Genomic DNA, 26,897 nt, shown 5'->3' on the forward strand with positions numbered 1-26,897 from the left:
CCTCACTCGGCCCAGCTGGGACGCCCGGAAAAACCGGGTGTCGCAGGGGTTTGTGGCGTCTGGGTTTGGGGGCTGGGTGCTGCGTAGCCCGGAGCCGGGGCGGCATAGCCCTGCTGCTGCGCACTGGTTGCCGGTGCCGGGGGCTGGCCATAGCGCGGTATGGAGGCAGCCCCACCCTGCCCCATCAGCTGCGCATAATCGCGGTGGCTGGGTGTGATGGCACTGCGAACCTCGTTCTTGTCCTCGCCATTGGTGTCAGAACCGATGTCCATGCGGGCAATGAATTCGATCCCGTCCAAATCGGCAAAGCCACTGATCCGGCGGCGGGCCTGCGCATCGGTTGAGTTATCCTTGTCGCCGATGCCTCGTGCCGAGTTCAGGATGCCCTTGACTAGGCCGCGCCCGGCGTTGCCCCAATCAGGGCCCTTGGGGCTGTAAAGCCCAATCAGCGACCAGATCTTGCGCTTGGTATAGGGCCCCTCGACGACGGTATATTCGGCGTCGAGATAGACCGCGCCGGTGGCACCGCGCTTGGCATAACCGCCAGTCCAGCCCTGCGACGGATCGTCAAAGCCGCCAGGGCGGATGGTCAGGCGCACCTTGGCCAGCGTGCCCTTGGGAATCATATCGCTGTTGGAATGTGCGGAGTTGAAGTCGTTCCAGAGTCCAGTCATCGGGTTTGTCCTTTTCAGTTTTCAGTAGAGGTGTTGGATGGGCCGGTGCTTTCGGCCACCGGGGGCGCGGGCAGCACCGGCGGTTTGAAGGTCAGGCGACGCTCAACAGGGAGCAGAGGGCCCCGGATTTTCTCCATCAGCTGACCCAAATGCGGGGGCTCCAGCAGCGAAAGACGACCTGATCGGTCCTTGGCCGGATAGCCCCAAGGGTTCAGCGTCTGGCAGACAAAGCCCCGCTGGGGCTGGCCCTTCGCATCAGGCACATCAATCATGGTGATGACCTGATCGACGATCCCGGGCAGCTCGAGGCCGGTCTTGGACCCATCAATTTGCGGCACGAAGATCTTGCGATTGAAGTCATCGAGCTTCTGGTCGAGGATCCCCACGAACCAGACGTTCTTGCCGCGTGTGTGCTGCAGGTGCGTGAGCCAGGCGATCATCTCGCGGCCATGCAGACCGTAAGCGCCCCGCACATCCGGCTTTCCGGTCTTCTCCGACAGGGCCTCTGGCTGGCCCTTGCACCACTGGAAGCAAAGCCGCCCCGCCACGGTGATCGAGTCGATGAAAACCGTGTCGTATTTACCGAGTACGGCCGGATCGCCAAACCGACCGCAGACCTCGTTATAATGTGCCTGGCTGTAGGGCTGTTCGCCACGCAGCGCTGGATTGGGCCCGCCGATGAACACCGCGAAATCGCGGCATTCCTTCCAGGTCCGCGGGCGGATGACGTCGATGGCGAGACCCTCGATCGCCAGATCCCCAGCTTCAAGATCGAAGAACAGCGTCGTGGTCGCCATCAGCGTCCACAGCAGCGTTGTCTTGCCGATCCCGGAGGGCCCAAAGATCACGCCCTTGATGCCGCGCGTCTCGGCCATGCGCTGGTCGGCGGTGATGATGGGAAGCGCGCCAGTCATGACAGCACCTGCGCGCCAGCAGCCACGCCGGTCACACGTGGCGGGTGGACGGCTTCAGAGCGTCTTTCATCAGGATCGTGGGCAACAATCGCCGCGAAGAGCGTGTCGAGCCGGTCAGCCTCCGCGAGGCATTCGATGCCCTTGCGGCGCATGAAGCGGCGGGCATCGTCCAGCAAATCGGGCTCGGCGATGAGTTCGGGGATACCAACATATTCCTGCGCACTTTCAACGAAGTAGGTCTTGGATCGCAGGGCACGAACGAGCGGTGAAAAGGTGTCGGCGATCTCCGCGAAATCCCCTTGCTCCATCGCATCGTTCTGGTTGCGCAGGATGCGCTTGACCTCAGTGATGACGCCCGTACGCAGCATCCTGAACGCCCCTTCTTGGCGCGCTTGCGCGCAGGTCTGCGGAAAGGCATCTTCCATCATGTTATCGGCGATTTTCGGTGCGTTGTTTCCAAGCTGGGAGGCGATCTCCCAGACACGTTCGGCAAAAGCCACTGTTTGGCTATTGAGCATCAAAGCATTCCTTGATTTGGGTGAAGGCTGCTGATCCACGGGCGATGGCCTGCGCATCGAGCTCGTGAAACGGGGCGTCGCGGGCCTCGCGCATGCCGTCATAGGCAAGGGCAAGGTTGGCGTCAGATGCCCATTCGGCGAATGCGCGGAACGTACCCGTGACATGCCGCCAAGCCGCCTGCTCGCGCGTCGGCGGGACATATAGGGGATTGCGTCGGCTGGCCGACCGCTGGGGGCGTAGGCCCCGCATGGCGGCATCCACCACCATCTTGCGCAAGGCCGCCCTTGTGGGTTCCTCGCCCCGCGCAAGGCGATCATCGAGGCTGCGGCGCACGATGCCGGGGTCATTTGCCTCAGCATCGCGGATCAGGCGCGCGTCATGGATTTCATCGTGACGCAAACCCAGGTTAGCTGCCGTGGCCTGAAAACTCTTGCCGCCTTCAAGAGTTTTTGGACGCCCCGCGGCTACCTCGCCCCGGGCCTGCGCCGCATCATATTCATCTGCCAGCCGGTGCTTGGCCTGCGCCTCGATTTCCAACGCATTCGCCTGTGCGCGGTGGGCGGCACCGATCAGCACATCATGCGCATCCTTAGCCCGCTGTATCCGCGCGGTGCGCTTTGCGACGTCATAAGCGAGGCCCGCCATCTCACGCGCATCAAGAATTTCGGCCGAACTGCGCGCGTTTGCGAGAATGCTTGCGGCGCGGTCGACCAGCGCACGCAGGTCATGCACCTCGCCTATGACAAGGGGAACGGCGGTCATTGCTGATCCTCCGCCGGGATCAGCGTGACGGACAGCGTGCCAGTGCGAACGGTGCGCGCAGGTTCAAAACCTTCGCGGATGGAATCGGGCCAAGCCGTGTATTTTCGCTCAGGCACCTTGTAGGTGATGTCGACATACTGGGCGGGATCGTCCTTGGCGGCGCGAATGCGAGCGACCATTGCGGCCAGCCGATCCTGATCCCAATCTACCCGTTTTGGAAGATCAGCGACCACACTGAAATCACCGTCGTCAAAACGGACAGTGCCGGTGTCCTTGGCCTGAACCTGACGTTCCTCGGCAGCGCGGGTGGCGTAGCGGATGACCAGCCCAGCATCGAAGCGGGTCTTTGCGGCCTTGTAGCGTTTTAGGCGCTCATCGATCTCGCGCTGCAGGATCGCGAGCAGTTCGACCGGCAGTGATGCGATATCGGCCGCACTGAGGGATGGCAGATCGTCGGGTGTGGGCGTGTTTTCAGGGAATGGCATGAATGGATCTCCATGATCGGTAAAAAGGGATTGAAATGCGGGCATCACGCGGCCTCCTGTTCGGCGAGCAGCAGCTCAGACATGGAGACAGCGGCGGCTTTGGGCTTGGGTCTGGCGACGGCGATATAGGCGAACAGGTCGATGCCGAGGCGCTCTTGCACAAGATGCACGAGGCCCAGTTCGGCGGCCCAAAATGCGCGGGAGGCGAGCCTCGCCAGTTCCGCCCGTTGCAGGTCCGACAAGCGGGCCAGTACCGGAAAGATGTCGAGGACCAGAAAGCCGCGATAATATTCCAGCCGGTCGCTTGGGCTGGCCTGCGCCACCCACGCGCAGAACTCGATTTCGGTAAGCGGTCGGCTGGCGCGAACCGTGGTGAAAGTTGTGGTCTTCATGAACATGATCTCCTCCATTTCCCTCTACTCAGGCCGCCACGAGATCGTCCCAAGCGGGACCGAGGCCGTGGGCGGTGAAAACGTGGCGAAGATCGGCGAGGCGGCGGTAAAGTGCGGACCGGCTGCCGAACCCCGCGCCCGCCAGCGCCGCAACCGGGCGATGCGCCAGCGCCGCGCAGAAGCGGCGGTCCTCGGCCGAAAGGTGCCCAAGGGCGGTTTGCAAGGCGTGGTGGAGTTCGATGTAGGCAGCGGCGCAGCAATTCTGACCGTGCCAGGCGGAAAGACCGTCCGCCTCGATCAACGTTTTGCCTACCGGCACTTGGCTTCCGGCCAAAGGCATCTCGAGCGACAGCAGAGACCCGCCCTGCGCGCGGCGCTGCTGGTGGTGACGGATTGCAATCCGCGAAGCCTGGTTGCGCAGGATCAGGCCAGCGAAGGCCCCAAGGCTGCCGCGTGATGGGTCGAAGGCAGGCAAGCGGCGCAACAGATCGACCAGGAGGTCCTGACCCAGATCCTCCCGCTCGCAGATCGGAAGACACAGCCGCCGCCGCAAACGGCGCGCCGCTGCATTGGCTTCGTGGATGATGGTGGCAATGTTGTCGGGGGAAATCTGTATCTGCATCGCGGCATACCTCGGTCATCGTTTCTGATGAGCCTAAGGTGCCTGATGCGGTCGTCGCCCAGGTGGGAACGAGGTGGGAAAAGAGTGGGGGTTTGGTGGGCGGCGTTTAGCCTTCGATCATGATCTCCGCTGCGGAAACGCCAAGACGGTAGCCCCTACCGCGCACAACCTCGATGAGGAATTTGGTTTCGGCATCGGTGAAGCCAACAGCCTTGAACGCTTCGCGCAGTTCCCGGATCAGATCCTTGGCTTCACGCCCGGTACCGCCTTCGACATGGGAACCGGAGGCAACCTGATCGCGTGTTAGGGCCTTCTCCAGCAGTCGCTGGAACAGCGGAAACATCTGGTGTGACAGGATGACGGAGCGTCCGGACCAGAACACTTCTGCTGCTCCTGTGCGGACCCGAAGCGACGCCACTGCCGGGACAGGGTTCAGCGATGCAGCGTCGATGGTGGTGCCCATTCCACCGGAAGCTGGCATCATAACGCGAAGGGTTTCAACCAGATGAAACCCGTTATCGAGGAATCGCAGCGCAGAATCTGCGGGCAGGTTCGGCCCGAGAATCGTGACAGCTTCGGATCGCGCAAACCGGCGGATCGTCGCAACGATGCTCTCACCAGTGAGGGCTGCGGGTTCAAAAGCAAGAAAGACTGCCCGGCCTGATGGCGTGACGCCAAGATGCCAGACTTTCCGTGCAGCGAGGGCTGGAGTCGCAACCAGTCCCGCTTTAACACCGATCAAAGATGCCAGGTGAGCGGCATCGATGTGGAACAGGCGTACTTCGTCATCGGTCAGAACAACGTCCTGACGGCGGTCGAGCGGACATTCCACCCGAAATCCGTCGCCCACCGGGCGGATCGTGCGTGAAGGCAAGCCGCATTCGCAGGCATCGCAGACATCCCAATAACTGAGCGGTGCCTGTTCGACCAAGACGCGCCTGGCCAGCAGCCGATCGAAGACCGGCCCGTGAAAAGGCTTGGCGAGATCGCCGGGCAGAATTGCGTCGTCGCCAGCTTCACTCAGCCGCGTCAACAACTGCAAAATCGTCTCGGGCATCGTCTCGCTCATTGATCAACCCGTTGCGTTCGATCAGCTTCATCACCCGCGCCTCATGCTGGGTGCGCCGGAATTGCAGGACGCCCGGCGGCCGCAACCTGACCGTCACCTGCGGCTGGCGCTTGCCGTCCCCCTTGAACAGGATCCGGAAGACCAACTCGCCCAGCCGCCAGGATCCGCCGAACGCGACCGGCGTGCCGCCGAAGTGCCGCAGCGCATCCCCGCCGAGATCCCGTGATCTGAGCGTGCGTGCGACGCGAAGATAGCCGTTCTTACCTGGTACAATCAGGTCGGCCGCAGCCTCGATAATCTGGACGCGGTCGATCTGCTGATCGTAGGTATGATCAAATGCAAAGCCCGCCTTGGCCAGTTCCACCGGGCGCAGGGTGTAGAGATCCTGCGCATCGTCGCCGTCGAAGAAACTCGTCTTCTCAAGGATGATCGATGCAAAGAGTTCCGCGATCTGGGGCTGATGGGCTTTGCGGATACCGGCCAACCGCAGCATGCCGGTGTTTTCGGAATAGCGCAGCACGGCATGGGAGATTTGCCGCACGCTGATGACCTTTTCTTGCTGGCCCTCGACGACTGGCATGGTCCACACCATCGAGCCATGACCGACCACGAGGTTGATCTCATCCGCATCCGCATAATCGCCGACCCGGCAATAATCGCCGAGGAACGCCTTGCGGAACAACTCGGCAACTGCGGCCCGGAATGCCTTGACCTTCTCCTCCGTAAGATCAATCGCGACGCCCCGTTCCCGACCGGCAAATTCGTGCAGGCGATCAGGAGCAAGCAGCGCCATATGATCCGCGGCAGCTTCAAACAGATCGGGATGCTCTAAGAACACCCGGACAGCTATGTGCTTGGGATCATGCGCCTTGTTCGGGGCATCTTGATCGGCGGTCATTATCTCCGGAAACAGGTCGATCCCTTCGCGATCCGCCTGCGTCTGGATGATTTCGAGTCCCCGGGCGTCGCCTAGTTCCGCGATCCTGTGCAGGTCGGCACGCAGGCCTTCGGGGTAAGTATCCTCCGCACCAGCCAAAAAGGCCTGCAGAGATTCGCGGGCGTCCTTCTCGTCCTGATCCAGCAGATCAAGCGAAAAGCCTTTGAATTTTCCATCGTGGCGGACCAGCAAGGCCGTCATGATGGTCATGTCGATTGTCTTGATGAACTTGGGGTTCACGAACTTCTTTAGATTGCCCGCCATATAGAATCCCCCGGCTTGTTATATAAGTGTTCATTGTATGTTCTCATGAAGGGGCGTGCAACCTTTGCGCGATTGGTTGGGACGAAAATCGAAGTTCATGAGTAGGAGCCAAAGGAGACGACCAATCAGAGGTTTCCATGAAGCGACCGAACCCATTGCCGCCCGACCAGATGACCCCAGCCGAACGCCGCGCCGAGTTGTGCGGGTTGCTGGCCACGGCTGTGGTGCGCCTCGTAGATCGCGATTGCGACCAATTATCCAAGAATAGTGGAGACTGTTCCCTACACTTACCAATCAAAAAGAGCGGTACTGCAGGTCCAACTCAACGGAGATCCACATGACAACATACGAACCAACCTTGGCGCGGCTGGCAGGATTGAAGGCCATGGCTGTCAGCGAACTGAAGGCCGAGTGGCAGCTGCTTTTTGATGCGCCTGCGCCGAATAACAGTCGGAACTTTCTGGAAAGAAGACTGGCTTACCGCATTCAGGAACTGACCTATGGTGGACCTGATCGGCAAACGAAGCGACTGCTGGACCTTCTGGCCGACGAAGTGAACGGCACCCTAACGCGCAAAACGCAGATTGCGGATCCCCGCAACCCAGTGGTCGGCACAAAGCTGATCCGCGAATGGGATGGCACAGCCCACACCGTCACCGTTCTGAAGGAAGGCTTCGAATGGGAAGGCCGACGCTACAAATCGCTCTCAGCAGTGGCACGCACCATCACCGGCACGCGCTGGAACGGATACCGGTTCTTTGGCCTGCGCGAGCGCAAGCGGGGAGAAACGTGATGGATGCCAGCACCAAACCGCCCCGCCGCCTGCGCTGCGCCGTCTACACCCGGAAATCCTCGGAAGAAGGGCTGGAGCAGGAGTTCAACAGTCTCCACGCACAACGTGAAGCCTGCGAGGCCTATATTGCAAGCCAGAGGTCGGAGGGCTGGGCGCTGGTGCGCGACCAGTATGACGATGGTGGTATTTCCGGTGGAACGCTGGAGCGGCCCGGCCTCAAGCTGCTGCTGGCCGACATTGAGGACGGCCTGGTGGACGTAGTCGTGGTCTACAAGATCGACCGCCTGTCACGCTCGCTGATGGACTTTTCCAAGCTGGTCGAGGTGTTTGACCGCAATGGCGTCACCTTCGTCTCTGTCACCCAGTCCTTCAACAACACGACATCCATGGGGCGCCTGACCCTGAACATCCTGCTTAGCTTCGCCCAGTTCGAGCGCGAAGTAACCACTGAGCGCATTCGCGACAAGGTGAAAGCCTCGCGCATGAAGGGCATCTGGATGGGTGGCCGAGTTCCCATCGGATATGACGTGAAGGATCGCAAATTGGTGGTAAACGAGGACGAAGCGGTCCAAGTCCAAATGCTCTTTCAGCGCTTTGTCGAAATTGGTTCGGCCACTAACTTGGCAAAGGACTTGAGAAAGGAAGGCTTTCGCAACAAGCGCGGCACCCTCATCGACAAAGGGTACCTTTACCGCTTGCTCAACAACCACGTCTACCGCGGCCTCGCCGTCCACAAGGACAAAGCCTATCCCGGCGAGCATAGCGCAATTATCGATGAGCGGCTCTGGGATCAGGTGCATGCCATTTTTCGCGAGTGCCCGCGCAAACGCGCCAACAACAGCCGCGCGCAAACCCCTGCATTGCTCAAAGGGCTGATCTTCACCGCCAGCGGCGTCGCGATGACCCCATCAAGCACAAAAAAGGGCTCGCAGCGGTATCGCTACTACGTCTCGATGGACGTCATCAAAAACCGCGATACCGGCGAGGAGGATATGCCCCACCGCCTTGCCGCGGACATGGTCGAGTCCGCGGTCGTGACTGAAATCCGGCGCATCATACGCACGCCCGAGACAAAGGCAAAGGTGCTGGCCACCTTGGCCCGCGATGGGCACTTCATCCCCGATGCCGAAGTCATCACAGCCCTGCAGCAGTTTCAGGGGCTCTGGGATCAGTTCTTCCCCGCCGAACAGACACGGATCATCCAACTTCTGGTACGCCGTGTCACCGTCACCAGCGGGGGGCTGGTGATTGATATCCGAACTGACGGGATCGCGGGAGTCATGCGCGAAATGATGACACCACACAAGCAGGAGGCCGCAGAATGAACCATGCACCCGACACCATCCAGATCTTTGTGCCTCTCAAGCTTCGCAAGAAAAACGGGCGACCCAAAATCCAGCCACCCGCCAATTATCGGCCCAGCGAGGACCAGACGCAGGACCCGCACATCCTGCGCGCCATCGGCAGGGCATGGGGCTGGCGGCGGCGCATGGAGGCTGGCGAATTCAGCACCATTCAGGAACTGGCAGAGGCTGTTGGGTTGGCTGAACGCCATGTCAGCAGGCAACTGCGGCTAGCGTATCTAGCACCAGAGGTCTTGAAGCGGCTGACCTGTGGGCGCGAGGCGTCGGCGGTCAGCATGTATGACCTTTGTTTTTTGGCAGGGGAGAATTGGGGGGAGCAAATGGTCAAGGCTTTTGGCGAAGCGTCGGTCAGGACCGCAGGTCGGTAATGCCGAGCTCTGTCCACATCCAACTGAAATCGTAATCATGCATCGGATCGTCCGCGGGAAGGCGGGCATTGTTTTGTTCGAAGCCTTTCAGCCAGTTGGCGACCGCCTGTCGTCCCTTGGCACTCCGCACGGCCTGTCGCGGTGTTTTGTCGCCCAGCATGGGTATCCGTTCGCCGAGTGCCTTTCGATATTGGCGGTCAAGAACCTGATGTACTGCCTCGTGCATGTCTTCCGGGCTCATGCCATCAGGGAGCCTCTTGGCTGAGGATGCTGAGGCATTACCCCTCGCGGCCATCGCCTGTTCAGGCGTAACCCGCTCAACCAGCGGTGTCTGGACCAGACCATCGAGAATCGGTGTCAGCAGATCCCGGATGCGCGTCGCGCGGACTTCAGAATTGACCATGACCTCGAGCGTTGTCGGGCCGAGCGTCAGATGCCCATGAATGGTACGTCCAGTGTCTGCACTCTCAGAGCGCGAGGACTTGCGTCCTTTGCGGCTGGGCCTGTCTGGCGTAAACCAGATCCAATGCTCCCCATCGTTTTCATCACGAATATCAGGTGCGCCAGCAAGCGCCGCAACAACATCGGCCGCCACAACCCCGAGCAACAAACGATAATGCAGCGTCATAAACTCCAGCTTCTCGCCGTCGCTGTTGGCGAGTTCAGGCAGTGGTGCGCGGTAGCGTCGGATCGTGTCGTTTAGCCAGAGTGTCGTGATAATCGGCGCGGCCACCGACATAAGCATGTCTTCTTTGGCCAGTTCGGCCTCGAGCCTTGCTTTTAGTATTGGGTCTGACGCCGCCGGGGTTTTGGCTGCCGCCTCTGATGCGCGGCCTTTTGAGCGCCGGATGAGCGCCAGCATCTCGTCTGCCAACCCCCGATCAACAGACAACACCGCGCCAGCCATCTGGACAACGCCCCGCACGGTTACAATCCGGGTCGCGATCACGTCCCACTGCACAAGCGTCTTCGTGGCTGTCCGTTCGCTCACTCGGATCGGGTCACCACCGCGCACAAGATCGCGCGCCAGAAAGCTTTCTCCAAGGCAAACATCGCTGACCTCATATAGGCTGACAACAGCATCCCGGAGCGCCTCGATATATGCGCGGTTGATCGCTGTTTCCTTCCAACCCCGCCGCTTGAGGTAATCGCTGGAGAGGTTACTTCCATCCTCCCAGGTAACCGTGCAGAAATCCTCGAATGCGCAGTCAATCGCCACACTTGCATGCTCGCCGATCACGCCCTGCAGGTCGTAGATGTCGAAGTCGTTCAGGTCACAGGCACGGCGGATATGCCGTTCAACCATTTCCCCCATGCGCTCGCGCCATGGATCACGGCGAGACCATTCAACAAGACCATGTGCATTTCCTCGCGGAACCATCACCAAACCTCAAAATACTGTGGTCGCCGATGGCGAGCCCTCGCGCCAATCAATATGCCAAAGGCTGTTTGGTGCCAATGGCTTCACGCAGACTCGCGCGCCAGAACGCCGCCTTCGGGTGTCTCTGAACGTTTCGATAGCGGTCGAACCCACCTCAACTGCGGCGCAACGAAAATTCCCCAAGCCACTGAAAACAAGCCTATTTTTTAATGCGCCTTAATTTGGGTGAAGGGCGGGTGGAAAGAGACGCTGGGCGTTAAGAGACCGATTTTGGACCAAAGGCCAGTCTCCGAAGGTCGGATGGCCTCGCTAAACCCCTTTGAAACAAAAAGAAAAAAGGCCCCATCAGGGACCTCGTTATAGGTTCGCAAATGGTTATTGGCGGAGGGAACGCGACTGCCGTCCAACCTTCTCTGGCAAAAAGCAAATGAATTCAATGGTACTGCATTTTCGTGAGCGTCTGATCGACGCGCTGGGCGCATCCCGTCGATGGCCGACCTGAACGGGCAATGGATTGACCGGTTTCATGATCGCAATGGCCTAAAGTATATTGTGCTGGACATGGACAGCTCGGTCAGCCCCACCCATGGCGATCAGGAAGGCACGGCCTGGAACGGGCATTTCGACTGCACCTGTTATCACCCGAATTTCCTGTTCAACCAGTTCGGCATGCTGGAACGTTGTGCCCTGCGGCATGGCAACGTCCACAGCGCTGACGGCTGGCGGGGCGTCCTCGATCCGGTCATCGCCCCAGGGGAATCGGGTGAGTTTTTCATTGCGCGATGAGGCTGACGAGGAAGTTGTCGTTCCAGGCTGCGACTTTGCGTTTGAGTCGCATGGAGTCTTTGGCTGGCGATCGTCGCATGGAGTCTTTGGCTGGCGATCGTCGCATGAGGTTGTATGCGACATGTTTGACGGTGGTGAAGTTTGCGGGCGCGTGGCCGGTGCTGATGCGGCATTCGTCATCGCGGAAGACCATATCCATGACCCAGTGCAGGCTGTTCTCGATCGCCCAATGCTGGCGAATGACGGGGCCAAGTCTCTCGGCGGGGTCGGTTGAGGATGTGATGTAGAAGCGGGTTTCGGTCTCGGTTTTGGGTCCGATTTTGCGCATGCTTTTGACCATGACGACACCTTTCAGCCCCGGCCAGTCGTGGCGCTTGCGCAGCCATCCCACGTCATGGATGACGGTGGTTTTGCGGGTCTCGATACGCCCGTGATCACCGTCGACGCTTTCGTGTTGGCTGATGGCGGTGTCTTTGAAATCATTGGCTTTTTGTTCGTTGATGAAGATGTTGACATCCGCGCGCAGCGCGCCCTGATTGGCCTTCAGTGCGAGGACGTAATCGGCGCGTCTGTCGATCACCTTGCGGGCGATTTTGCGCTGGCAGCCCATGGCGTCGATGGTGATGATCGCGCCTTCGATGACCAGCATGTCCAGAAGCTTGGGGATGGCAATGATCTCATTGGATTTCTCGGCCACCTTGATCTGGCCGAGCACCAGTCTTTTCCGGGCGGCAAAGGCCGAGACGATGTGGATCGGCGGTTCGCTTTTTTTGGCGAACGAGCGTCGGCTAGTCTTGCCGTCGATCGCAATGACCTCCGCCGAGATGCCGGTCTGAGCCGCCGCCCAAGCCACAAAACGCTGCTGGAACTGCTCGGCATCGAGGGCTGCAAATATCTCTCCCAATCGGTCATGGGGCGGCGTTCCACTGAGAAACGGCCGGAACCGGCGCAGAAGATCAAGCTTGTTGTCGCCGAACCGCGCGATGTCGGTGAAGGTCTCGGCCCCCGCCAGCACCGCCAAGAGCGATAAAAGCAGTACCTCATCGAGCGGGTAGATCACCTTGATCAACTGCCGAGGGTCCGGCAAATCCGCAAAATAGTCCAGAAAAACAATAGCACCGAAGATCGCCTCGTCACCCGCCGCCATCATCTGCTCTCCCAACCAAATCAGATGGGAGCACAGATTCAGCAACTCAGCGTCTTGTCACGCGATAACTCACCCGATTGCCCTGGTCATCGCCCGCTACGCTGGCCGCGACCTTGGAGGCCGCTTCTTCCGGGCCGACGCCGCCTATGCGATCCCGGCGATCTACGCGCGGCTGGAAGAAGCGGGCTATTTCTATGCCATCCGGCTGCCCACGAACACGGTGCTCAAGGAAAAAATCGCGCACCGGCTGACGCGACCGGCAGGGCGGCCGTCGCTGACCACGGTCAAACGCTTTTACGAGGACCTCGAGTATCAGGCGGCGTCCTGGGACAAGCCGCGCCGCGTCATAGCGAAGATCGAATGGCACCCGAGCGAGCTGTTCCCCAAAGTCGGCTTCATCGTCACCAACCTGCCGATGGAGCCCGATTGGGTCGTGCGGTTCTATAACCAGCGCGGCACCGCAGAGCAGCACATCAAGGAAGGCAAGTATGCCTTTCGCTGGACGCGGCTGTCATGCCGGAAGTTCCGCGACAACGAGGTGCGGCTGCAACTGCATGCGCTGGCCTACAACCTGGCCACCTTCTTGCGCTGCATCGAACTGCCCGAGGCCATGGCCGACTGGTCGTTGACCAGCCTCCAGCTCAAGCTGATCAAGATTGGGGCGCGTGTCGTGCGTCACGCCCGCGCCATCACCTTCCAGCTGGCCGAGGTGGCCGTCACAGGCCCAATGGTGCGCGCCATCCTCGCCGCGATCCACCGCCTTCGAGCGCCACCGCTATGCGCGTGACCGCGATCCCGGCTCCAACTGCTCGAAACCGGCTCGACAGGTCTGTCTCAATCGCTGAAAAACGTCGCCGCCAGGCTAGGAAGATGCGGGTTCGCGGCCCGATCCGGCCAGATCAAAGCGTTTGCGCGCCCACAGACACCGCTCAGGAGAAAAACGCTTGCTCAAAGGGCAAAATCAGGCGATCTTGACGTCAGACCGCAGGCTACTTGGGGAATGTCGGGTAACGGAGTTGTACATGCGGTTTAGGGGGGCAAAATTTGGGCGAACATCCTCAGCGCAAGTGATTAGGCGGGATATGGAGTGCTCCGCCAAACTGCACCTTGCCATGCTTAGTGCCGCGTCTCATCTTTCCCATGAGATGAACCAGTCGCTTGGCGCAATCGGGAATTATGCTGGCACCATTTTGCGTCGGGTGGTGGCGTCGGATGCTCATGCAATTGAATTGATCGAAATTACCGAAGCCATCCAGACCGAGGTCAAGCGCACTGCTGATGTAATAGCAACAATGCGATCCGTTATCGGAAACGTTGATGACGCGGTCAAGATTGACGATTTCCGGATGATCGTCCGTACCGCCCTCAAGCAAATAGAAACATGTTTGAGCGCCAGGCAATCCGCCCAAATCCGACTTGAAGCTGAATACCCGGAAACGGCTGCGAAAGTGCGGGGCAGCCCCGCGGTGCTGACTTATGCCCTATTCTGTCTGTTGATCAACAGTGTTGAAGCGCTGGAATATCCTTGGACCGGCCTCCGGGTCATAACGATCCGCATGCAAGTGGAAGATGACTTGATCGACCTCACCATCGCGGACACCGGCCCAGGTATCCGGCAAGACATCAAGCCGACCCTGTTCTCGGCGTTCGCAACCAGCAAACCTGGGCATCTTGGGCTGGGCCTTGCCATTGCGCGCGATATTTTAAATGGGTACGGGGGGTCAATCATCTCCGTTCCGCAATCTGAGGGTGCAAGTTTCAATATTCTCTTTCCAATTTTTGATGGTGACATTCCGTGACAGGACACATTTACATCGTTGACGACGACACCGGATTCAGAAAATCCTTGGCGGGGCTCGTCGCCTCGGTCGGCTTCACTGTGGACCAGTTCGCCGATCCACTGGCCATTTTTGCGGTGACCGATCTGGAACGCCCGGGTTGTGTAATTCTCGATTATCGCCTGCCGACGTTATCGGGAATGCAGGCTCTGGTACGACTGCGGTCCATGTCTACAATTCCGATCGTGCTTGTCAGCGCCTTTGCGAGTGTAAAAATTGCCGTCGCCGCCATACACGCCGGCGCTTCGATGGTGTTTGAAAAACCGCTGAACGACAACGAGTTCATTGAGATGGTCGAAAAATTATGCGTGCAGGACGCGGGCGCAATTAAGCTGCGGGATGAGTGCGATTCCATCCGGCAGCGTCTTGCGACATTGACGACATTCGAGAGTGCCATTCTGGACCAGTTGCTTTGCAACAATGGAAACAAGGAAATCGCGCATACCTTCGGTAAGAGTGTCAAGACTGTTGAGCGGTGCCGAACGCAAGTCCTGAGAAAACTCGGCTACCCGACACTCACAGCCGCATTGCTTGCGTGCAAGGTCTGCTCCATGCAAAACGTATCGCCGATGAACTGCAAGGGGCTCTGCCCCGCGTTAAGTTGGGAGAAGGCCATTGCGATTTGATCCGATCCGGGCGTCTTGCGGTTTCAGGACGGATGGAGCTCGGGGTCCGCGTGCCAGGATGGTGGTCCTGGCCAGTGCTGCGCGCACTGCACCCGGGCTGATCGTGCGGAGAGGCAATCGCGCCTGCGGTGTCGTTGCCCATATGGCGGCATCATGCATTCCGATTCATTGACTTCAGGCCATATGATGCGCGCCATTCTGGACACAGCGGCCTTTGAAAGCGCCTTGAACGCGAGCATTGCTATTTCCATAATGGACACTGATGGTGTCATCGAATATGCCAACGGAAAGTTCTGCAAAACATCCGGATATTCTTTGGATGAACTCGTCGGCCAAAATCACAGGCAGATCAGATCCAGCAGGCATACCGATGAGTTCTTCAAAAATTTATGGGGCGAAATTACGAGAGGCACGACCTGGACCGGCCAATTATGCAACCGGGCAAAGGATGGATCGAACTACTGGGTGGACACCGTCATTACGCCGATCATTCGCCCGGATGGAGCGATTGATCACCATGTTTCTTTTGGCGTCAACATCACCAACCGTATCGATGTCGAAACATCGCTGAGTGCGGCCAAAATTGCTGCAGAGGTGGCAAACACAGCAAAAAGCCGTTTCCTGGCAATGATGTCGCATGAAATTCGCACGCCGTTGAATGGCGTCATGGGCATGGCGCAAATGCTGATGACGCCCAAGCTACCCCACGCCTCTCGGATTGAATACGCCGGAGCTGTTCTTGATGCAGGCACGGTTCTGTCGCGCCTGCTCGACGATATTCTGTACTTGTCCAAAATCGAGGCCGGGCGGATGGACTTGGTGTATTCCGAATTTTCGCCATGGGCATTGGCCGGCGAAGTCGTTTACCTGTTTTCGGTCGCGGCCGCAGCAAAGAAGTTGCGGCTCGAAACAATCTGGAATGGCCCGACTGATCGCCGTTACATGGCAGATACCGTCAGATTGCGGCAGATGCTGACAAATTTGGTCGACAATGCGATCAAGTTCACAGATTTCGGCACGATCGAGGTTTCGATTTCGGAACTTTCGCGGGTCGACAATCTGGCAACGCTTGAATTCAGCGTGCGTGACACCGGTGCCGGAATTTTACGCGAGGATCTCACGAAACTCTTTCAACCGTTTTCCCAGTACATCGGCAATCTGCCCGCCGAGCCACGCGGTGCCGGTCTTGGCTTGTCCATCGTGCGGCAACTGGCCGAGTTGATGAATGGCTCGGTCGGCGTTGACAGCGCTCCGGGCAGGGGGGCGCGGTTCTGGTTTCTCATCGAGGCCGAGCAGGTCATTTCCAGCGCATTGGCGCCGGCGATCGAGACACCCCAGCCACTTGGGGCTTACCTGGGCGCCAAGAGAGGGCTGGCGCTGGTGGTGGAGGACGATATGTTGAGCCGCAGAGTGATAGAAGCCATGCTGACCCACCTTGGGTTGGAGATCGTGATTGCCGAAAATGGTCAAGTCGCGCTGGACATGCTAACCAATGGCGAGTTTAATGCCGACATCGTGTTCATGGATTGTCGGATGCCGGTGATGGACGGATTTTCCGCCACGCAGCGTTTTCGGTTATGGGAGCGGCGAAGAAGAAGCAGGCGCCTGCCCATCATCGCCCTGACCGCAGGGGCGTTCGAGGAGGACAGGGTTTCCAGTAAGGCGGTCGGCATGGACGATTTCATAAGCAAGCCCGTCTTCATGAACGATTTGAACAGCATCATTGACCGGTATCTGTCCCATCCCTGAATAACCGCGTCGCTGCTTGGCGTCTTCCGGCGCGATGTCTTTTCCAGTGCGCGGCGCGTGCGTGGCTTCGGTGTTTCCCGCAAGGGCCAGTCGTGCTGTGGGTTGGGGCGCGGATTTGGTCATGTTGCACAGCTGGGCGACCCGTTTGTCGGCGGATTGAACCGGGGGAATGCTTGCATGCCGATTGGGCATGGCTTGCTATCCCAAGAGAGCCAAGGCATGATTAACATCCGGCAGATGGTGACGTAGGAGATGCGCAAGTGACCCAATCAAGAACGCTGATCCATATTCCCATCGTGCACAGTGAAGCAGACATGGGGTCCTTATCCGATAACGTGCGGCAGGCTTATATTCGGCAAAAGGGGCTTCAAGCCTGGGAAAAAAGTCGCGCGGTTATCAAACAGTTCTGGGCTGACATTGATGCGGCCGTTTCGGCCCTTCACGTCGATTTTCACCGGATGCGCATTTACCAGGATGGGCTTCCGGTTTGCGCTTTCGAAGCAAGAATCGCCCGGGATCTGGCAGAAAGCCCGGCGGGCGGGGTGAATTACCAGATTCTCGCCAGATTGATGGATCTGGGCGCCAATCTGGAAGGAACCGAAGACCTCAGACTGATGCTTAAGGAACGTGAGATGTTGAAAACTGGCGCGTCCGATCCAAAGCGCGCGGCAAATGCCGCATCTTTTGAAACGGAATCGGTTATGAACAAGCTGCTGGATGAGCGAGATTGCTTCATCGCCAGGCGCATAGATGAAACGTTGCAACCCGGAGAAATTGGGCTTCTGTTCCTGGGCGCGTTACACAATGCAACCGCAAAGCTTCCCACCACGATTGAAGTTGTGTCGTTAGAAGAATTTGTCTCGGGAAACTGATTGGTCAGCCTCCCGACTTTTCGGCTTGGTATGTTCCGCGACTTGTTATTTTTGCCCAGCACGGTCTGTTTCCGCTTGGGCCGGGAGCGGGTAGATCGCTATTCTTTCTGCCTGACCGCCTGAACTGCCTCGTCAAAATGTTTCTGCCAGATCCTGAACGTGTCCAGGTTGGGCGGCGGCGAGGGATGCAGGGCAAGATAGTCCCGAATTGCCAATGTTCCGGCCCTCCGACACGCAAACTCGATATCCGCGCCATTCCAGCCGTTGCTTGCCTCCCCTGCGAGAATGTCTATCCGGACATCGTCGGCAAGCGGCTTGTCCTGCGTGTGCACGCCAAATATCTGCTTTCTGGCGTCGGCATCGGGAAGCGGCAGTTCGAGGACGAAGTCAAAACGGCCCGCCCTGAGCAAGGCGGGATCGACAAGATCCTTGCGATTGGTGGCCGCCAGAACAAGAACGCCATTCAGCTCTTCAATCCCATCCATTTCGGTCAGCAGTTGCGCGATCACCCGGTCGGTCACGGCTGATGCTTCTCCGCCGCCCCGGCGCGGCGCGATACTGTCAATTTCATCCAGGAATATGATGCAGGGTGAAGCCAGTTTCGCCTTGTGGAAGATATCTCTTACAGCGCGTTCGGTCTCACCCACCCATTTGCTCATCAGTGCGGGGCCTTTGACCGATATGAAGTTAATCCCGCTTTCGGTCGCCAGCGCCTTTGCGAGCATGGTCTTGCCTACGCCGGGCGGCCCGCAAAGCAGAATACCCTTGGGCGGTGATATGCCAGCCTTCTTGAACAGATCCTGATGCCGCAAAGGCCATTGTATGGTCTCGTCAAGCAGTTGTTTGATGTCGTTCAAGCCGCCGACGTCGCTCCATTTCACGTCCGGGATCTCGGTAAACAACTCGCGGATTGCCGATGGCTCGACGACGGCAAGTGCCTGCTTAAAATCATCCATGCCAATCGTGAGACCTTCTAGAACATCGTCTGGAACCTGATCCATGTCGAAATCGGCGTTCAGAAAGACTTGTCGCAATCGCGCCATCGCGGCCTCCCGCGCAAGCGACTGCAGGTCGGCGCCGACAAACCCATGCGTAATTTGTGCCAAGCGATCCAGATCAACGCTATCAGCCAACGGCATACCACGGGTATGGATGTTCAGGATTTCAAGCCGACCCGGCCGATCGGGAACGCCAATAACGATTTCGCGGTCAAACCTTCCCGGGCGCCGCAGGGCCGGATCAATGGAATCCGGCATATTGGTCGCCCCGATAACAATCACCTGTCCTCTGGAATCCAGCCCGTCCATTAGGGTCAACAGTTGCGAAACAACACGCCGTTCGACTTGCTGCTCCCCGCTCAAGGCGCTACGCTTCGGGGCTATGGCGTCGATTTCATCAAAGAAGATGATGCTTGGCGACCGCGATGCCTCCTCAAAGACTTTTCGCAGATGAGCCTCGCTCTCACCATAGTGTTTGTGCATGATCTCGGGGCCGCTGAGGGTGAAAAACTTCGCGTCCGTCTCATTCGCCACAGCCCGCGCAATGAGCGTCTTGCCGCAGCCCGGCGGGCCGAACATGAGGACGCCCTTTGGCGCATCAATACCAAGCTGTTCGAAAAGTTCCGGATACCGCAGGGGAAGCTCGATCATCTCGCGAATGGAGCCGAGTTCCCGCTTCAGCCCGCCGATATCCTCATAGGCAATGCGCTGGCCCGAAGTTGCATCGCTTGCCTTGCGGCTGATTTCGATTTCGGTCGAGGATTGGATCACCACGGCTCCTTTCGGAACCGCCCGCGATACAATGAAATCCCGACTGCGCGAGCCGATTGATGTCGTGCGGACGCGATCACCTTCGACAAGCGCCAACCCCTCAAGCAGTCGGCCAACATGGCGGTTGTGAAGCCCGCTCGCGCCGGCCCGTGGCGTCCCTATCGGAAGCAGCTCCAGTTTCACGGCGAGTTTCCAGTTTGTCCGCTGAAGATGCAGCTTTTCGCCCAGAGCGGTGCCCACGTTATCGCGGACCAGACCATCTATCTGCACGTTGTTCTTGCCGCGATCCTCGGGAAAACTCGGCAAGACCTTGGCAACGCTTTCCTTCTTTCCCGTAATTCGGATCACATCTCCCGGCTTCATGCCCATTTTGGCCATGTCGTCAGGATCAATACGCGCAATTCCCCGGCCAACGTCTTTCTGGAGGGCCTCTGCGACCCGCAGTTCGACGCTGCCGTCCGCCTGAACTTTCGGTTCATTCTTGTCCCGGATTTGTTCGCCACTCATGATATATAACCTCCAGAGCCATTTTAGCGGCAGATTTTAAAACGACGCGCATTCAGGCCGCAACTTGCACCATGTAGCGGTTATCCTTCATCATTCAGGATATCCTTGAGGTCTTGGACACTGCCAAAATGAAGACCAAGATCTTCATCAGCCAGACCGAAATGAGCTTTCAGTTCTACCATGCGTGCTTCAAGACGCATCAATGTTAGGCCAAGCCGTTCGATTTCCGCGTCGGACAGAACACCGCTTTCAACCCGGCGGATGGCTTGCCGTTCCATCAATTGCCGAACCGTGTCGATGACGGCCAATACGAGTTTTACCAGATCGTCGGCTGCTGTCTCGGGATCGGTCGAAAGACGCGGCGGCAGCGTTGCGCGTGGAGTCTGATCGGAAGGGTCATTCGAACCCGGCTGCGCCCCAAAGTCGGCCAAGACCTTTTCAAGTGTATCAAATTTCATGTCGGTTGCCGCTTTCATGGCTCGCCCGCCACCCCGGATTGCCCGACAAAGGAGTAGGGCGCCCATGGTCCGGTGCAGGTCACACGGGTATCCGAATTGCACGCGGCAATATCATCCACGGTTTGCAAAAAACGTGCCAAGTCGCCGCGCTTGACCAGACAGGATACTCGAATCGGAAGCACCTGCGGCTCGTCTGTTGGCCAGACAGACTCTGCCAGAAGCGGATCAAGCCCGGCGCGGATCGCACGACTGACCTCTTGCACCGAGAGCCGCGTTGCATCCGTGCCGCAGAGGCTTTGCCTCCTGGCCAACAAGTATGCGGTGCCGAGAGTGATGGCTGCGTCGGCTTGCGGCGCGGTTGTTTCCGGATGCTTTGCCAATATGCGAAGGGCGATTTCCACTTTGCCTTCGAGCCTTGCAAGATCCTTCAGCAACTGACCTCGACGCTTCCCGATGTCTTCAAGAAGCTCCGCAGCACCGGCGGCGATTGTCCCGAAGCGCACCGGAAGCACCGCATGGCGTGCCATCAGCGCGCTTAAAACCTTCTCGTGCCGCCAGACATTCGCACCCGAAACTTCGACCGTCGCTCGTTCCAGGCAACTGACCGCAACGGCAAGTTCATCACTGACAAGCGCAAACACCGGGGCTTCCTCATGCCCTGCGGGCAGCGGGTCAGCAAAGCTGGTCGCCCCGACAATCCCGTAGATATAGAGCCGTGTCATGGCCGTTTGCCCCCGTCCACAGGCTGGGCAGCCAAGCTGGCATCCGTCATCCGCTGCACAGCATCCACTGATCCAACGAGAACCTTTAACCCAACATAGACTAGATCGACACCAGCCAGCGAGATGGTCGCCTCGCCGCAAATGACGACCCCAGTGCTTAGCGCCCGGTCCAGCAAATCTGCCAGCGCCAGATCCTGTCCTCCCTTGGCCTTAGCCATTTGCGCTACCCCCAAACTGCTGGTCGGAAAAACTGTAGGCGGGCCAGGGGCCATTGGTCTGGTATCCAAGACCAAATGGCGCATGGGCGGCGCGCAACGCATCAATCGCTTGCAGGAACGCGCCTTCGGCACACCGGGCTACCAGATAGGACCTGTTGGCGACCATGTCATGCGCGTGCCCATGTACGGCGGGCGGTTGCAGCTTGATCGAAGCTCCCTCAAGCACATGGAGTTTCAGGCGTTCCTGCGTTTCGGCAAGGCACTGATTGAGCATGTTCTCGACCTCATCAAGGGTCAGGCGTTCCAGCCGCCGGCGTAGGAAGAAGGCGCGGCCCTCGCCCTTGTCGGCGATTTCGCTTTCCAGTGCCCGGATCGCCGCAACCGTCCCGGCCAGGCGCTGGCCCAGCAGCTCACGGTCGCAGAAGGCCTTCACACTCCATTCCAGCGCGCCCTCGATCCGGCAAAGCGACTGCTGAAATGCGGAGGCGCGCGCGTCCAGCGCTGCGATGACGCCGGCATCGCCGGTGAACACCGAACCGAACCGGAGCGGCAAAATCGTGTGCCTGTCGACCACGCTCGTCAGTACCAAATGGTGATCGAGGATCAGCCGCTGCGCCGCTTGACTGTCTTCCATAATGGTTTCAAGATCGCAGCCCTCCGGCAACGCCAGATCGCACACCAGCGCGGCGATGTCGCCAAGCGGGAGCACGCGCAACGGGCCGCGCTCGGCAATACCGGCAAGGTCGCCCAGCGGTGGGTTAAACGCAATATCCGACCCGGTGGCCAGAACACCGTAGACATAGACGATGGATGTTGCGGTCATCAGGGGTCCTTTCTATCCCGCATGTGTAGCCGCTTCCTGCCGCTGCACCGAAACCACGACTGGCCCCCCCGCATCGACGAAGGACAACAGCGTCCTGTAGGCATCCTTCAGTACAGGGATGCCCGCGCCTTCGTACTGATCGGTGGTGGCATCCGGATGCGCCAGCCGGGCAAGGCGATGATAGGCATATCTAACTTCATCCGAACTACGGGGAGAGTCGAGCTCCAGAAGACTGCATGCATGCTTGATCCTGGCCGGTTCGAGGAAAGTGATCTCGACCGTCGCGAAACTGTGCGGCGGCAAAGGGCCGACGCAGCGAAAGCTGAGCGCCCCGTGAAAGGCAGTGTCGAGATCTTCAAGGCATTGATCAAGCAAATCAGCCTTGTCGGACGCAACCAGCAAAGCCAAGTTTAGGATCATGCTGTCGTCCAAAATTGGGTTGACGACACTGTCAACGCCAACCTGCGACAGCGCGTCGAGCAGCACTTTGCCAGTTTCGGCCCGGCGCTGATCGAGGGTTGCCTTCACCAGCCGCCCCAACGGCTCCCAGCCTTCGGGGCCGGCACCACCCGCCGTGGCGGCAAGCTCTGCCTTCAGCGCCGCAACCGAAGGTTCATTCGCAATTTCCGCGAACACAGCAGCCACATCCCAAGTCACGATGATCTCGAATTGGGTCTTGCCAGACAGGCTGTCAAAGGCGGCGACAAACTGCGCGCGCCCCCGTTTAAGACCTAGCTCCACACTTTCGCGATCCGGTGCTAGTGTCGCGAATTTCACTGGTAGGACGGGTGCAACAGCCATGAAACTTTCGACAAGCTGTTGATGGATCAGCAGTTGCCTTACCAGTTCCTGCCGATCCCGGCTGACAATGGCATCCGCCGTAGGCACCATGACGACGGCGGAAAATCCGCCCTGCCCGATCAGTCGGATATCGCCCGGCGCATCGGTCACGCATTGCCGCAATGCAACGGAAGATTCCGGTGCCGCCACGATGGCACAGACGTAAAGGCCAGCGTTGCCGGTGGTGTTCATTTCGGCCGCTGCCGTCATTTGTGGGTCCCCCGCGCATTGAGTTCCTTGTCATGCGCGGTCACAGAAGCGGCGGGGTTCGCCGCTAGGGCCGTTGCCAGCGCGGCCTCCAGGCGATCCATCCGCTCCAGCATGGCCAGGTCGGCGACTGTCGGGGCCTGCGCTCCGACCGAAAGATAGGGGTCATGCGCCCACCAGTTGATGCCCATTTCCATCGCCTTGTCGACTGATGCAATCAGCAAACGCAGCCTGATATTCAGCAGCTCCACACCGACCAGAGAAATAGTCACATCGCCGGCGATGACAATGCCCTTGTCGAGAACCCGCTCAAGAATATCCGCCAGATTTGTGGCGTTCAGCGAGTGCTGCATTTGTCCGTCGTTCATCAAACCCACCCTACTTTTCTTGCGCCGTCGTTAGCGGTCACTCGCCATCATCCATGCCGACCTGATTTCGAAGGAACCGCCGAACTTGTTTGTAACTGACGATCTCTCCCGCCTGATCGAGGCTTAGCGCATATTCCGCAAGCACATCCGATCCAGACGGAATCCGGCTGAGTTCGATCAGGGTCACCAAGAGGTGCCAACCGTCCTCGACCTTCTTGACGCCGGTCACACTGTCGATCGGATAGTTGATCATGACCCCGAATTGCAGTTTTGCGCCTTCGATGATGTCAACGAGGCGCGGCGCGGCGTATCTTTTTTCTGCCGACAATTCCAGGGGGGGCAAGGGTTTTTTCGGGCCCGTGGCAGGGCTGGATATCGTGTTAGACGTTGTCATTTTTCTTTGCCTCTCGTACCTTTTGAAGTCTTTGCAATAAAACGTCCTCCTGCGCCTCGAAGTCCTCGAGTTCGATCTGGCCAAGATCGAGGCGCAGCTCCAGTTCAGAAAGCTCGACAAGGATCTTGCTGTCGTCATAGATCTCGGCATCGGCCTGATCTTTTATCTGCTCCGCCACCCAGAGAAGACCCTTCATCGGGCCAATCAACGGCGCCAGAAGTGTGTTCAGAATAATACTCATGCTGCTTTCTCGGCTCCCCAATTGACGACGATGTTGACAAAATTGTAGGGCGGCACCGGGCCCACATACTTGAACATAAGACGATCGCCAAAATCCCGGTCGAGCAATTGCACCGCCGCATCGACATCGGGTTCTTTGGCGGCGTCGACCAAGAATGCGCCATTCAGAACCATGCGCTCCCCAATGGTCTTGTTGCTGCGGGATTTGCGGACATGCGGCTTGATCCGCGAAAGGATCATTTGTTCATCGTGCAACCGCTTTTGCGTCAGTGCCTTTTCAATTGCTTCGCCTAATTGAATGCGTTCGTAATAACTGCCATCAAGTGACTGGCCTTCCAAGGCATCGCGCATCTTGCGGATAGAATCGTTTTCGCGCAACACTTCGCCAAATATGATTCCATCGTGCCAGAATGCCTTAATACCCAATTCGACACGTCCCTCGATCTGCCCAAGCAATTGCGCAAATTCGTCATGGCGAGGCACCAGAAGACGTTCTTCGATCGCGGCGGCCTCGGGCGCGACCGTATTAAAGCGGACTGGAAGCAGAGTAAAACTCTCCATGACCTCTTCAAGAACGGCGGTATGTGCCATCATGTTGCGCCGACTTTGATCGTATTCCATCACCGGTGAATCGCTGACCACCGCCGCCAGCCCGCCGTGGTTTATCGTGTGGACCACGTCACCGCGTTCACCGATCCCGCGTGCCTTGAATTCCATGGGCGTGCGGCAGTTTATGATGGCGTAGAGGTATTTGCTATTTGCCGTGTTTTCCGTCGCCATTAGCATCGCCTCCGGTTTCTTGTGTTGCCTTCTTGACCCGGATCTCCAGCACGCCATTGTTGTAGGACTGTCTGAGGCTTTTCGCGGACACGGCTTCCGGCAGCAGGATTTCCTTGGCGTAGTGCCGCTCGCCTTTAGTTTCAATCGTCACCACATCACCCTCGACACTGGTCCGGATCTCGCTTTCCAGCACACCGGGAAGCTCTGCTGTGATCACGATCTCGCTGTCTTCATCAAAAATGTCGACCAGCGGCTCTCTGACCTCGTCAACGACAAGCCCCGCTTCGCTGGTCCGCATATTGCCGAAGGGTTGGACACGCGGCTTTCCACCGCCAACGCCGCTGCGAATGCTGAATCCGTAGACGCCGCGTGCATTGTCACCAAGTCCCTTGACCCGGAATTCGCCTTCGCGTTCCGTGAGTTTCTCGCCGGTTTCAGCAAGTTTGCCGAGCAGATTGACAAAATCACCAAGGCCGCGGAACAACCCGCCGAGTTCCATTTCCGGTGCATCACCGGACGAGTCCGGCTTTTCAGTGGTTTTCTTCTTCACGGTTCACCTCTTCTGGCTGCACGGCAACCTACTGGCATTTCGGTGTCTTGGTTCTAGTAATTGAGTGGCACCGAAAGGTGCCGCGGCGTATTTGAACCCAGAACTTCGGATGAGGCCGGAGCATGACCTTGCCCACGGGGCCGCGATTTTACCGGCACGGGTTCGCCAAGCAGCAGGGGCCTTATGGCATCGATTTGTTCGATGACAGCAGCCAATTTAGCCTCGGTCGCTGTTGTCCGGGTTGACCACATGACAAGCTCGCGTTCCATTCGTGCGCGCTCGGCATCAAGGCGCGCGAACCGTCCAATCATATGCGAGCGTTCAAGTTTCTGCTGTCTTTGGACAACCGTCCGCACTGTGCCGATATCGCGAAGTCCTTTCAGGCCCTGCTCTGCAGTGCTTTTCATGACGGATCTCCCGCTGAAACCGGCCTTGGCCCGGAACTCGCAAAGGCACCGACCCCCGATGACTTTCGGTCAATTGCTGGCGAACAATGGTGTTTGAAGATACCCAGCAGCAATTTTTGCTGTTGGGCGCGCTTTTCGTGATCCTTGCCGCTAAACGTCGACTTAGACCCAAGCACGTCAAGGCATATCTGGACGAAATAGGGATCGTCGATCGTCGGGCTGATTTTCTCGTTTACCACCATGCGGCAGATCACGATGCAGGTCCGAAGCGTCGGGGTCTGGTCATATTCGCCAGTATCCCGGAAGGCGCGCACCATATCGACAATCGGCGTCGCAGTGGCCACGTCGAGACCAGAGCGGGCCGCGGCGATGGAAATCTCAAGCTCGCGGTCAGCCGCGCCAATGTCGATGGTCACGATGCGGTCGCTGAGCGCATCTTGGGCGTCGTGCACTCCGGCATATTCCTGGGGGTTGCTAGTGAATATCACCCGAAAATCGGGATGCACCCTAATATAGGGCTCCCCCCGGTTCTGGGCCGGCAGGACCAGGATGCCTTCTTCCAGCACACTCAGCAGGACGTTGTTTGCTTCAGCCCGCGACCGCGTGAATTCATCATAGATCAGGGTATAGCCTTCGCGACACGCTGTCGTGAGCCGGTGGTCATTCCAGGTTTTGTTCGAGCTTTCCTCGACCTTGCTGACTGTGTGGATAAAATTGTCCACGATCTTGCGATAATTGTAGCCGCTTTCCGCTCCGACGAGGTTTGATGTTACCATCTCTTCGTCGCCAGCAATCATCACCACCGGACGGCCAAGAAGTGCTGCGGTGTGCATTGCCAGCGTGGTCTTTCCGGTCCCGGCAGGGCCGCGGAAGTGCACCGAATAACCGGCATTAATATAGGCCAATGCACGTCGCGTCACGGACTTGACGCTGTCGGTCTGCACAAAATCCTTGCGGGCCTCCGGCATCAGCGTCGTGAAACTGCCGGGGCCATCCGGATTGCTGCCTCTCAAGATACTGTTCATCTACCTCTCCTTCGCAAAGCGTGGCTT

General features: G+C 58.6%; 32 protein-coding genes and 1 pseudogene. 10 read left to right on the top strand and 23 right to left on the bottom strand.

The annotated features are described in order from the left end of the window. Positions 1–2 precede the first annotated feature (2 nt). The 6 genes from RNZ50_02090 to RNZ50_02115 are packed head-to-tail and all read right to left on the bottom strand — an operon-like array spanning position 3 to position 3,752. Positions 3–674 (bottom strand): hypothetical protein, encoded by a 672-nt coding sequence (locus tag RNZ50_02090; GenBank protein MDT8853840.1) that lies wholly within the window; start codon positions 672–674, stop codon positions 3–5. 14 nt (positions 675–688) lie between these two features. Continuing rightward, complete coding sequence (locus tag RNZ50_02095) at positions 689–1,588, bottom strand: ATP-binding protein (GenBank protein ID MDT8853841.1); 900 nt, start codon at positions 1,586–1,588, stop codon at positions 689–691. Further along, the gene (locus RNZ50_02100) at positions 1,585–2,106 is read right to left on the bottom strand and encodes a hypothetical protein (GenBank protein ID MDT8853842.1); all 522 of its coding nucleotides are present in this window, start codon (positions 2,104–2,106) and stop codon (positions 1,585–1,587) included. The genes RNZ50_02095 and RNZ50_02100 overlap by 4 nt, the downstream gene beginning before the upstream one ends. Then, positions 2,096–2,869 (bottom strand): hypothetical protein, encoded by a 774-nt coding sequence (locus tag RNZ50_02105; protein MDT8853843.1) that lies wholly within the window; start codon positions 2,867–2,869, stop codon positions 2,096–2,098. Before RNZ50_02105 ends, RNZ50_02100 begins: the two co-directional genes overlap by 11 nt. Then, complete coding sequence (locus tag RNZ50_02110) at positions 2,866–3,399, bottom strand: hypothetical protein (protein MDT8853844.1); 534 nt, start codon at positions 3,397–3,399, stop codon at positions 2,866–2,868. The genes RNZ50_02105 and RNZ50_02110 overlap by 4 nt, the downstream gene beginning before the upstream one ends. Next, complete coding sequence (locus RNZ50_02115; GenBank protein MDT8853845.1) at positions 3,399–3,752, bottom strand: hypothetical protein; 354 nt, start codon at positions 3,750–3,752, stop codon at positions 3,399–3,401. Before RNZ50_02115 ends, RNZ50_02110 begins: the two co-directional genes overlap by 1 nt. Between RNZ50_02115 and RNZ50_02120 the strand changes: the two genes are divergently transcribed. Next, the gene (locus tag RNZ50_02120; protein ID MDT8853846.1) at positions 3,745–4,203 is read left to right on the top strand and encodes a hypothetical protein; all 459 of its coding nucleotides are present in this window, start codon (positions 3,745–3,747) and stop codon (positions 4,201–4,203) included. The genes RNZ50_02115 and RNZ50_02120 overlap by 8 nt on opposite strands. A 271-nt stretch (positions 4,204–4,474) precedes the next feature. Here the strand turns inward: RNZ50_02120 and RNZ50_02125 are convergent, their stop codons facing one another. Continuing rightward, positions 4,475–5,437 (bottom strand): hypothetical protein, encoded by a 963-nt coding sequence (locus RNZ50_02125; GenBank protein MDT8853847.1) that lies wholly within the window; start codon positions 5,435–5,437, stop codon positions 4,475–4,477. After that, positions 5,385–6,638, bottom strand: coding sequence for a hypothetical protein (locus RNZ50_02130; GenBank protein ID MDT8853848.1), 1,254 nt, complete (start codon positions 6,636–6,638; stop codon positions 5,385–5,387). Before RNZ50_02130 ends, RNZ50_02125 begins: the two co-directional genes overlap by 53 nt. Positions 6,639–6,975: 337 nt before the next feature. On the opposite strand from RNZ50_02130, the gene RNZ50_02135 reads away from it, so the two are divergent. Genes RNZ50_02135 through RNZ50_02145 form a run of 3 tightly spaced genes read left to right on the top strand, consistent with a single transcriptional unit; the run spans position 6,976 to position 9,163 of the window. Then, a complete protein-coding gene (locus RNZ50_02135; GenBank protein ID MDT8853849.1) occupies positions 6,976–7,431 on the top strand; it encodes a DUF2924 domain-containing protein in 456 nt (151 codons plus the stop codon). After that, positions 7,431–8,756 (top strand): recombinase family protein, encoded by a 1,326-nt coding sequence (locus RNZ50_02140; GenBank protein MDT8853850.1) that lies wholly within the window; start codon positions 7,431–7,433, stop codon positions 8,754–8,756. The genes RNZ50_02135 and RNZ50_02140 overlap by 1 nt, the downstream gene beginning before the upstream one ends. Beyond that, positions 8,753–9,163 carry a hypothetical protein gene (locus RNZ50_02145; GenBank protein MDT8853851.1) on the top strand — a complete coding sequence of 137 codons (411 nt, stop codon included), beginning with the start codon at positions 8,753–8,755 and terminating at the stop codon, positions 9,161–9,163. The genes RNZ50_02140 and RNZ50_02145 overlap by 4 nt, the downstream gene beginning before the upstream one ends. Here the strand turns inward: RNZ50_02145 and RNZ50_02150 are convergent. After that, the gene (locus RNZ50_02150; protein ID MDT8853852.1) at positions 9,144–10,478 is read right to left on the bottom strand and encodes a hypothetical protein; all 1,335 of its coding nucleotides are present in this window, start codon (positions 10,476–10,478) and stop codon (positions 9,144–9,146) included. The two genes, RNZ50_02145 and RNZ50_02150, sit on opposite strands and share 20 nt — an antisense overlap. A 555-nt stretch (positions 10,479–11,033) precedes the next feature. On the opposite strand from RNZ50_02150, the pseudogene RNZ50_02155 reads away from it, so the two are divergent. Then, positions 11,034–11,294, top strand: a pseudogene (locus RNZ50_02155) (transposase). A gap of 22 nt (positions 11,295–11,316) precedes the next feature. Here RNZ50_02155 and RNZ50_02160 read toward each other — a convergent pair. Further along, the gene (locus RNZ50_02160; protein MDT8853853.1) at positions 11,317–12,480 is read right to left on the bottom strand and encodes an ISAs1 family transposase; all 1,164 of its coding nucleotides are present in this window, start codon (positions 12,478–12,480) and stop codon (positions 11,317–11,319) included. A gap of 16 nt (positions 12,481–12,496) precedes the next feature. Here RNZ50_02160 and RNZ50_02165 point away from each other — a divergent pair, with 16 nt between their 5' ends. The 5 genes from RNZ50_02165 (at position 12,497) to RNZ50_02185 (ending at position 17,562) form a co-directional block, all read left to right on the top strand. Then, complete coding sequence (locus RNZ50_02165) at positions 12,497–13,264, top strand: IS1380 family transposase (protein ID MDT8853854.1); 768 nt, start codon at positions 12,497–12,499, stop codon at positions 13,262–13,264. Positions 13,265–13,421: 157 nt separating this feature from the next. After that, positions 13,422–14,276, top strand: a complete 855-nt coding sequence (locus RNZ50_02170; protein ID MDT8853855.1) for an ATP-binding protein — start codon at positions 13,422–13,424, stop codon at positions 14,274–14,276. After that, on the top strand, positions 14,273–14,941 hold the full coding sequence (locus RNZ50_02175; GenBank protein ID MDT8853856.1) for a response regulator: 669 nt from the start codon (positions 14,273–14,275) through the stop codon (positions 14,939–14,941). Before RNZ50_02170 ends, RNZ50_02175 begins: the two co-directional genes overlap by 4 nt. A 186-nt stretch (positions 14,942–15,127) precedes the next feature. After that, positions 15,128–16,690, top strand: coding sequence for an ATP-binding protein (locus RNZ50_02180; protein MDT8853857.1), 1,563 nt, complete (start codon positions 15,128–15,130; stop codon positions 16,688–16,690). A 260-nt stretch (positions 16,691–16,950) separates the two neighbouring features. Next, positions 16,951–17,562: a hypothetical protein gene (locus RNZ50_02185; protein MDT8853858.1), complete on the top strand. Its 612-nt coding sequence runs from the start codon at positions 16,951–16,953 to the stop codon at positions 17,560–17,562. A 98-nt stretch (positions 17,563–17,660) separates the two neighbouring features. Here the strand turns inward: RNZ50_02185 and RNZ50_02190 are convergent, their stop codons facing one another. The 13 genes from RNZ50_02190 to gvpN form a co-directional block, all read right to left on the bottom strand. Then, the gene (locus RNZ50_02190; GenBank protein MDT8853859.1) at positions 17,661–19,838 is read right to left on the bottom strand and encodes a CDC48 family AAA ATPase; all 2,178 of its coding nucleotides are present in this window, start codon (positions 19,836–19,838) and stop codon (positions 17,661–17,663) included. Positions 19,839–19,918: 80 nt separating this feature from the next. Continuing rightward, complete coding sequence (locus RNZ50_02195; protein MDT8853860.1) at positions 19,919–20,314, bottom strand: gas vesicle protein K; 396 nt, start codon at positions 20,312–20,314, stop codon at positions 19,919–19,921. Next, positions 20,311–21,018, bottom strand: coding sequence for a GvpL/GvpF family gas vesicle protein (locus RNZ50_02200; protein ID MDT8853861.1), 708 nt, complete (start codon positions 21,016–21,018; stop codon positions 20,311–20,313). The genes RNZ50_02195 and RNZ50_02200 overlap by 4 nt, the downstream gene beginning before the upstream one ends. Next, positions 21,015–21,338 carry a gas vesicle protein gene (locus RNZ50_02205; GenBank protein MDT8853862.1) on the bottom strand — a complete coding sequence of 108 codons (324 nt, stop codon included), beginning with the start codon at positions 21,336–21,338 and terminating at the stop codon, positions 21,015–21,017. The genes RNZ50_02200 and RNZ50_02205 overlap by 4 nt, the downstream gene beginning before the upstream one ends. Further along, positions 21,229–22,059, bottom strand: coding sequence for a GvpL/GvpF family gas vesicle protein (locus RNZ50_02210; GenBank protein ID MDT8853863.1), 831 nt, complete (start codon positions 22,057–22,059; stop codon positions 21,229–21,231). The genes RNZ50_02205 and RNZ50_02210 overlap by 110 nt, the downstream gene beginning before the upstream one ends. Before the next feature lie 12 nt (positions 22,060–22,071). Beyond that, a complete protein-coding gene (locus tag RNZ50_02215; protein MDT8853864.1) occupies positions 22,072–23,109 on the bottom strand; it encodes a GvpL/GvpF family gas vesicle protein in 1,038 nt (345 codons plus the stop codon). Continuing rightward, entirely contained in the window at positions 23,106–23,474 is a 369-nt protein-coding gene (locus RNZ50_02220; GenBank protein ID MDT8853865.1) for a gas vesicle protein, read from the bottom strand. Before RNZ50_02220 ends, RNZ50_02215 begins: the two co-directional genes overlap by 4 nt. 37 nt (positions 23,475–23,511) lie before the next feature. Beyond that, the gene (gene gvpO, locus RNZ50_02225) at positions 23,512–23,817 is read right to left on the bottom strand and encodes a gas vesicle protein GvpO (GenBank protein ID MDT8853866.1); all 306 of its coding nucleotides are present in this window, start codon (positions 23,815–23,817) and stop codon (positions 23,512–23,514) included. A 37-nt stretch (positions 23,818–23,854) separates the two neighbouring features. Continuing rightward, on the bottom strand, positions 23,855–24,109 hold the full coding sequence (locus tag RNZ50_02230) for a gas vesicle protein GvpG (GenBank protein MDT8853867.1): 255 nt from the start codon (positions 24,107–24,109) through the stop codon (positions 23,855–23,857). Then, the gene (locus RNZ50_02235) at positions 24,106–24,888 is read right to left on the bottom strand and encodes a GvpL/GvpF family gas vesicle protein (GenBank protein MDT8853868.1); all 783 of its coding nucleotides are present in this window, start codon (positions 24,886–24,888) and stop codon (positions 24,106–24,108) included. Before RNZ50_02235 ends, RNZ50_02230 begins: the two co-directional genes overlap by 4 nt. Further along, complete coding sequence (locus RNZ50_02240) at positions 24,863–25,438, bottom strand: Hsp20/alpha crystallin family protein (protein ID MDT8853869.1); 576 nt, start codon at positions 25,436–25,438, stop codon at positions 24,863–24,865. Before RNZ50_02240 ends, RNZ50_02235 begins: the two co-directional genes overlap by 26 nt. Positions 25,439–25,491: 53 nt before the next feature. Further along, complete coding sequence (locus RNZ50_02245) at positions 25,492–25,845, bottom strand: hypothetical protein (GenBank protein ID MDT8853870.1); 354 nt, start codon at positions 25,843–25,845, stop codon at positions 25,492–25,494. Continuing rightward, complete coding sequence (gvpN, locus tag RNZ50_02250) at positions 25,842–26,870, bottom strand: gas vesicle protein GvpN (protein MDT8853871.1); 1,029 nt, start codon at positions 26,868–26,870, stop codon at positions 25,842–25,844. The genes RNZ50_02245 and gvpN overlap by 4 nt, the downstream gene beginning before the upstream one ends. Positions 26,871–26,897 lie beyond the last annotated feature (27 nt).

The sequence above is a fragment of the Paracoccaceae bacterium Fryx2 genome, from assembly GCA_032334235.1.
Classification (GTDB): domain Bacteria; phylum Pseudomonadota; class Alphaproteobacteria; order Rhodobacterales; family Rhodobacteraceae; genus JAVSGI01.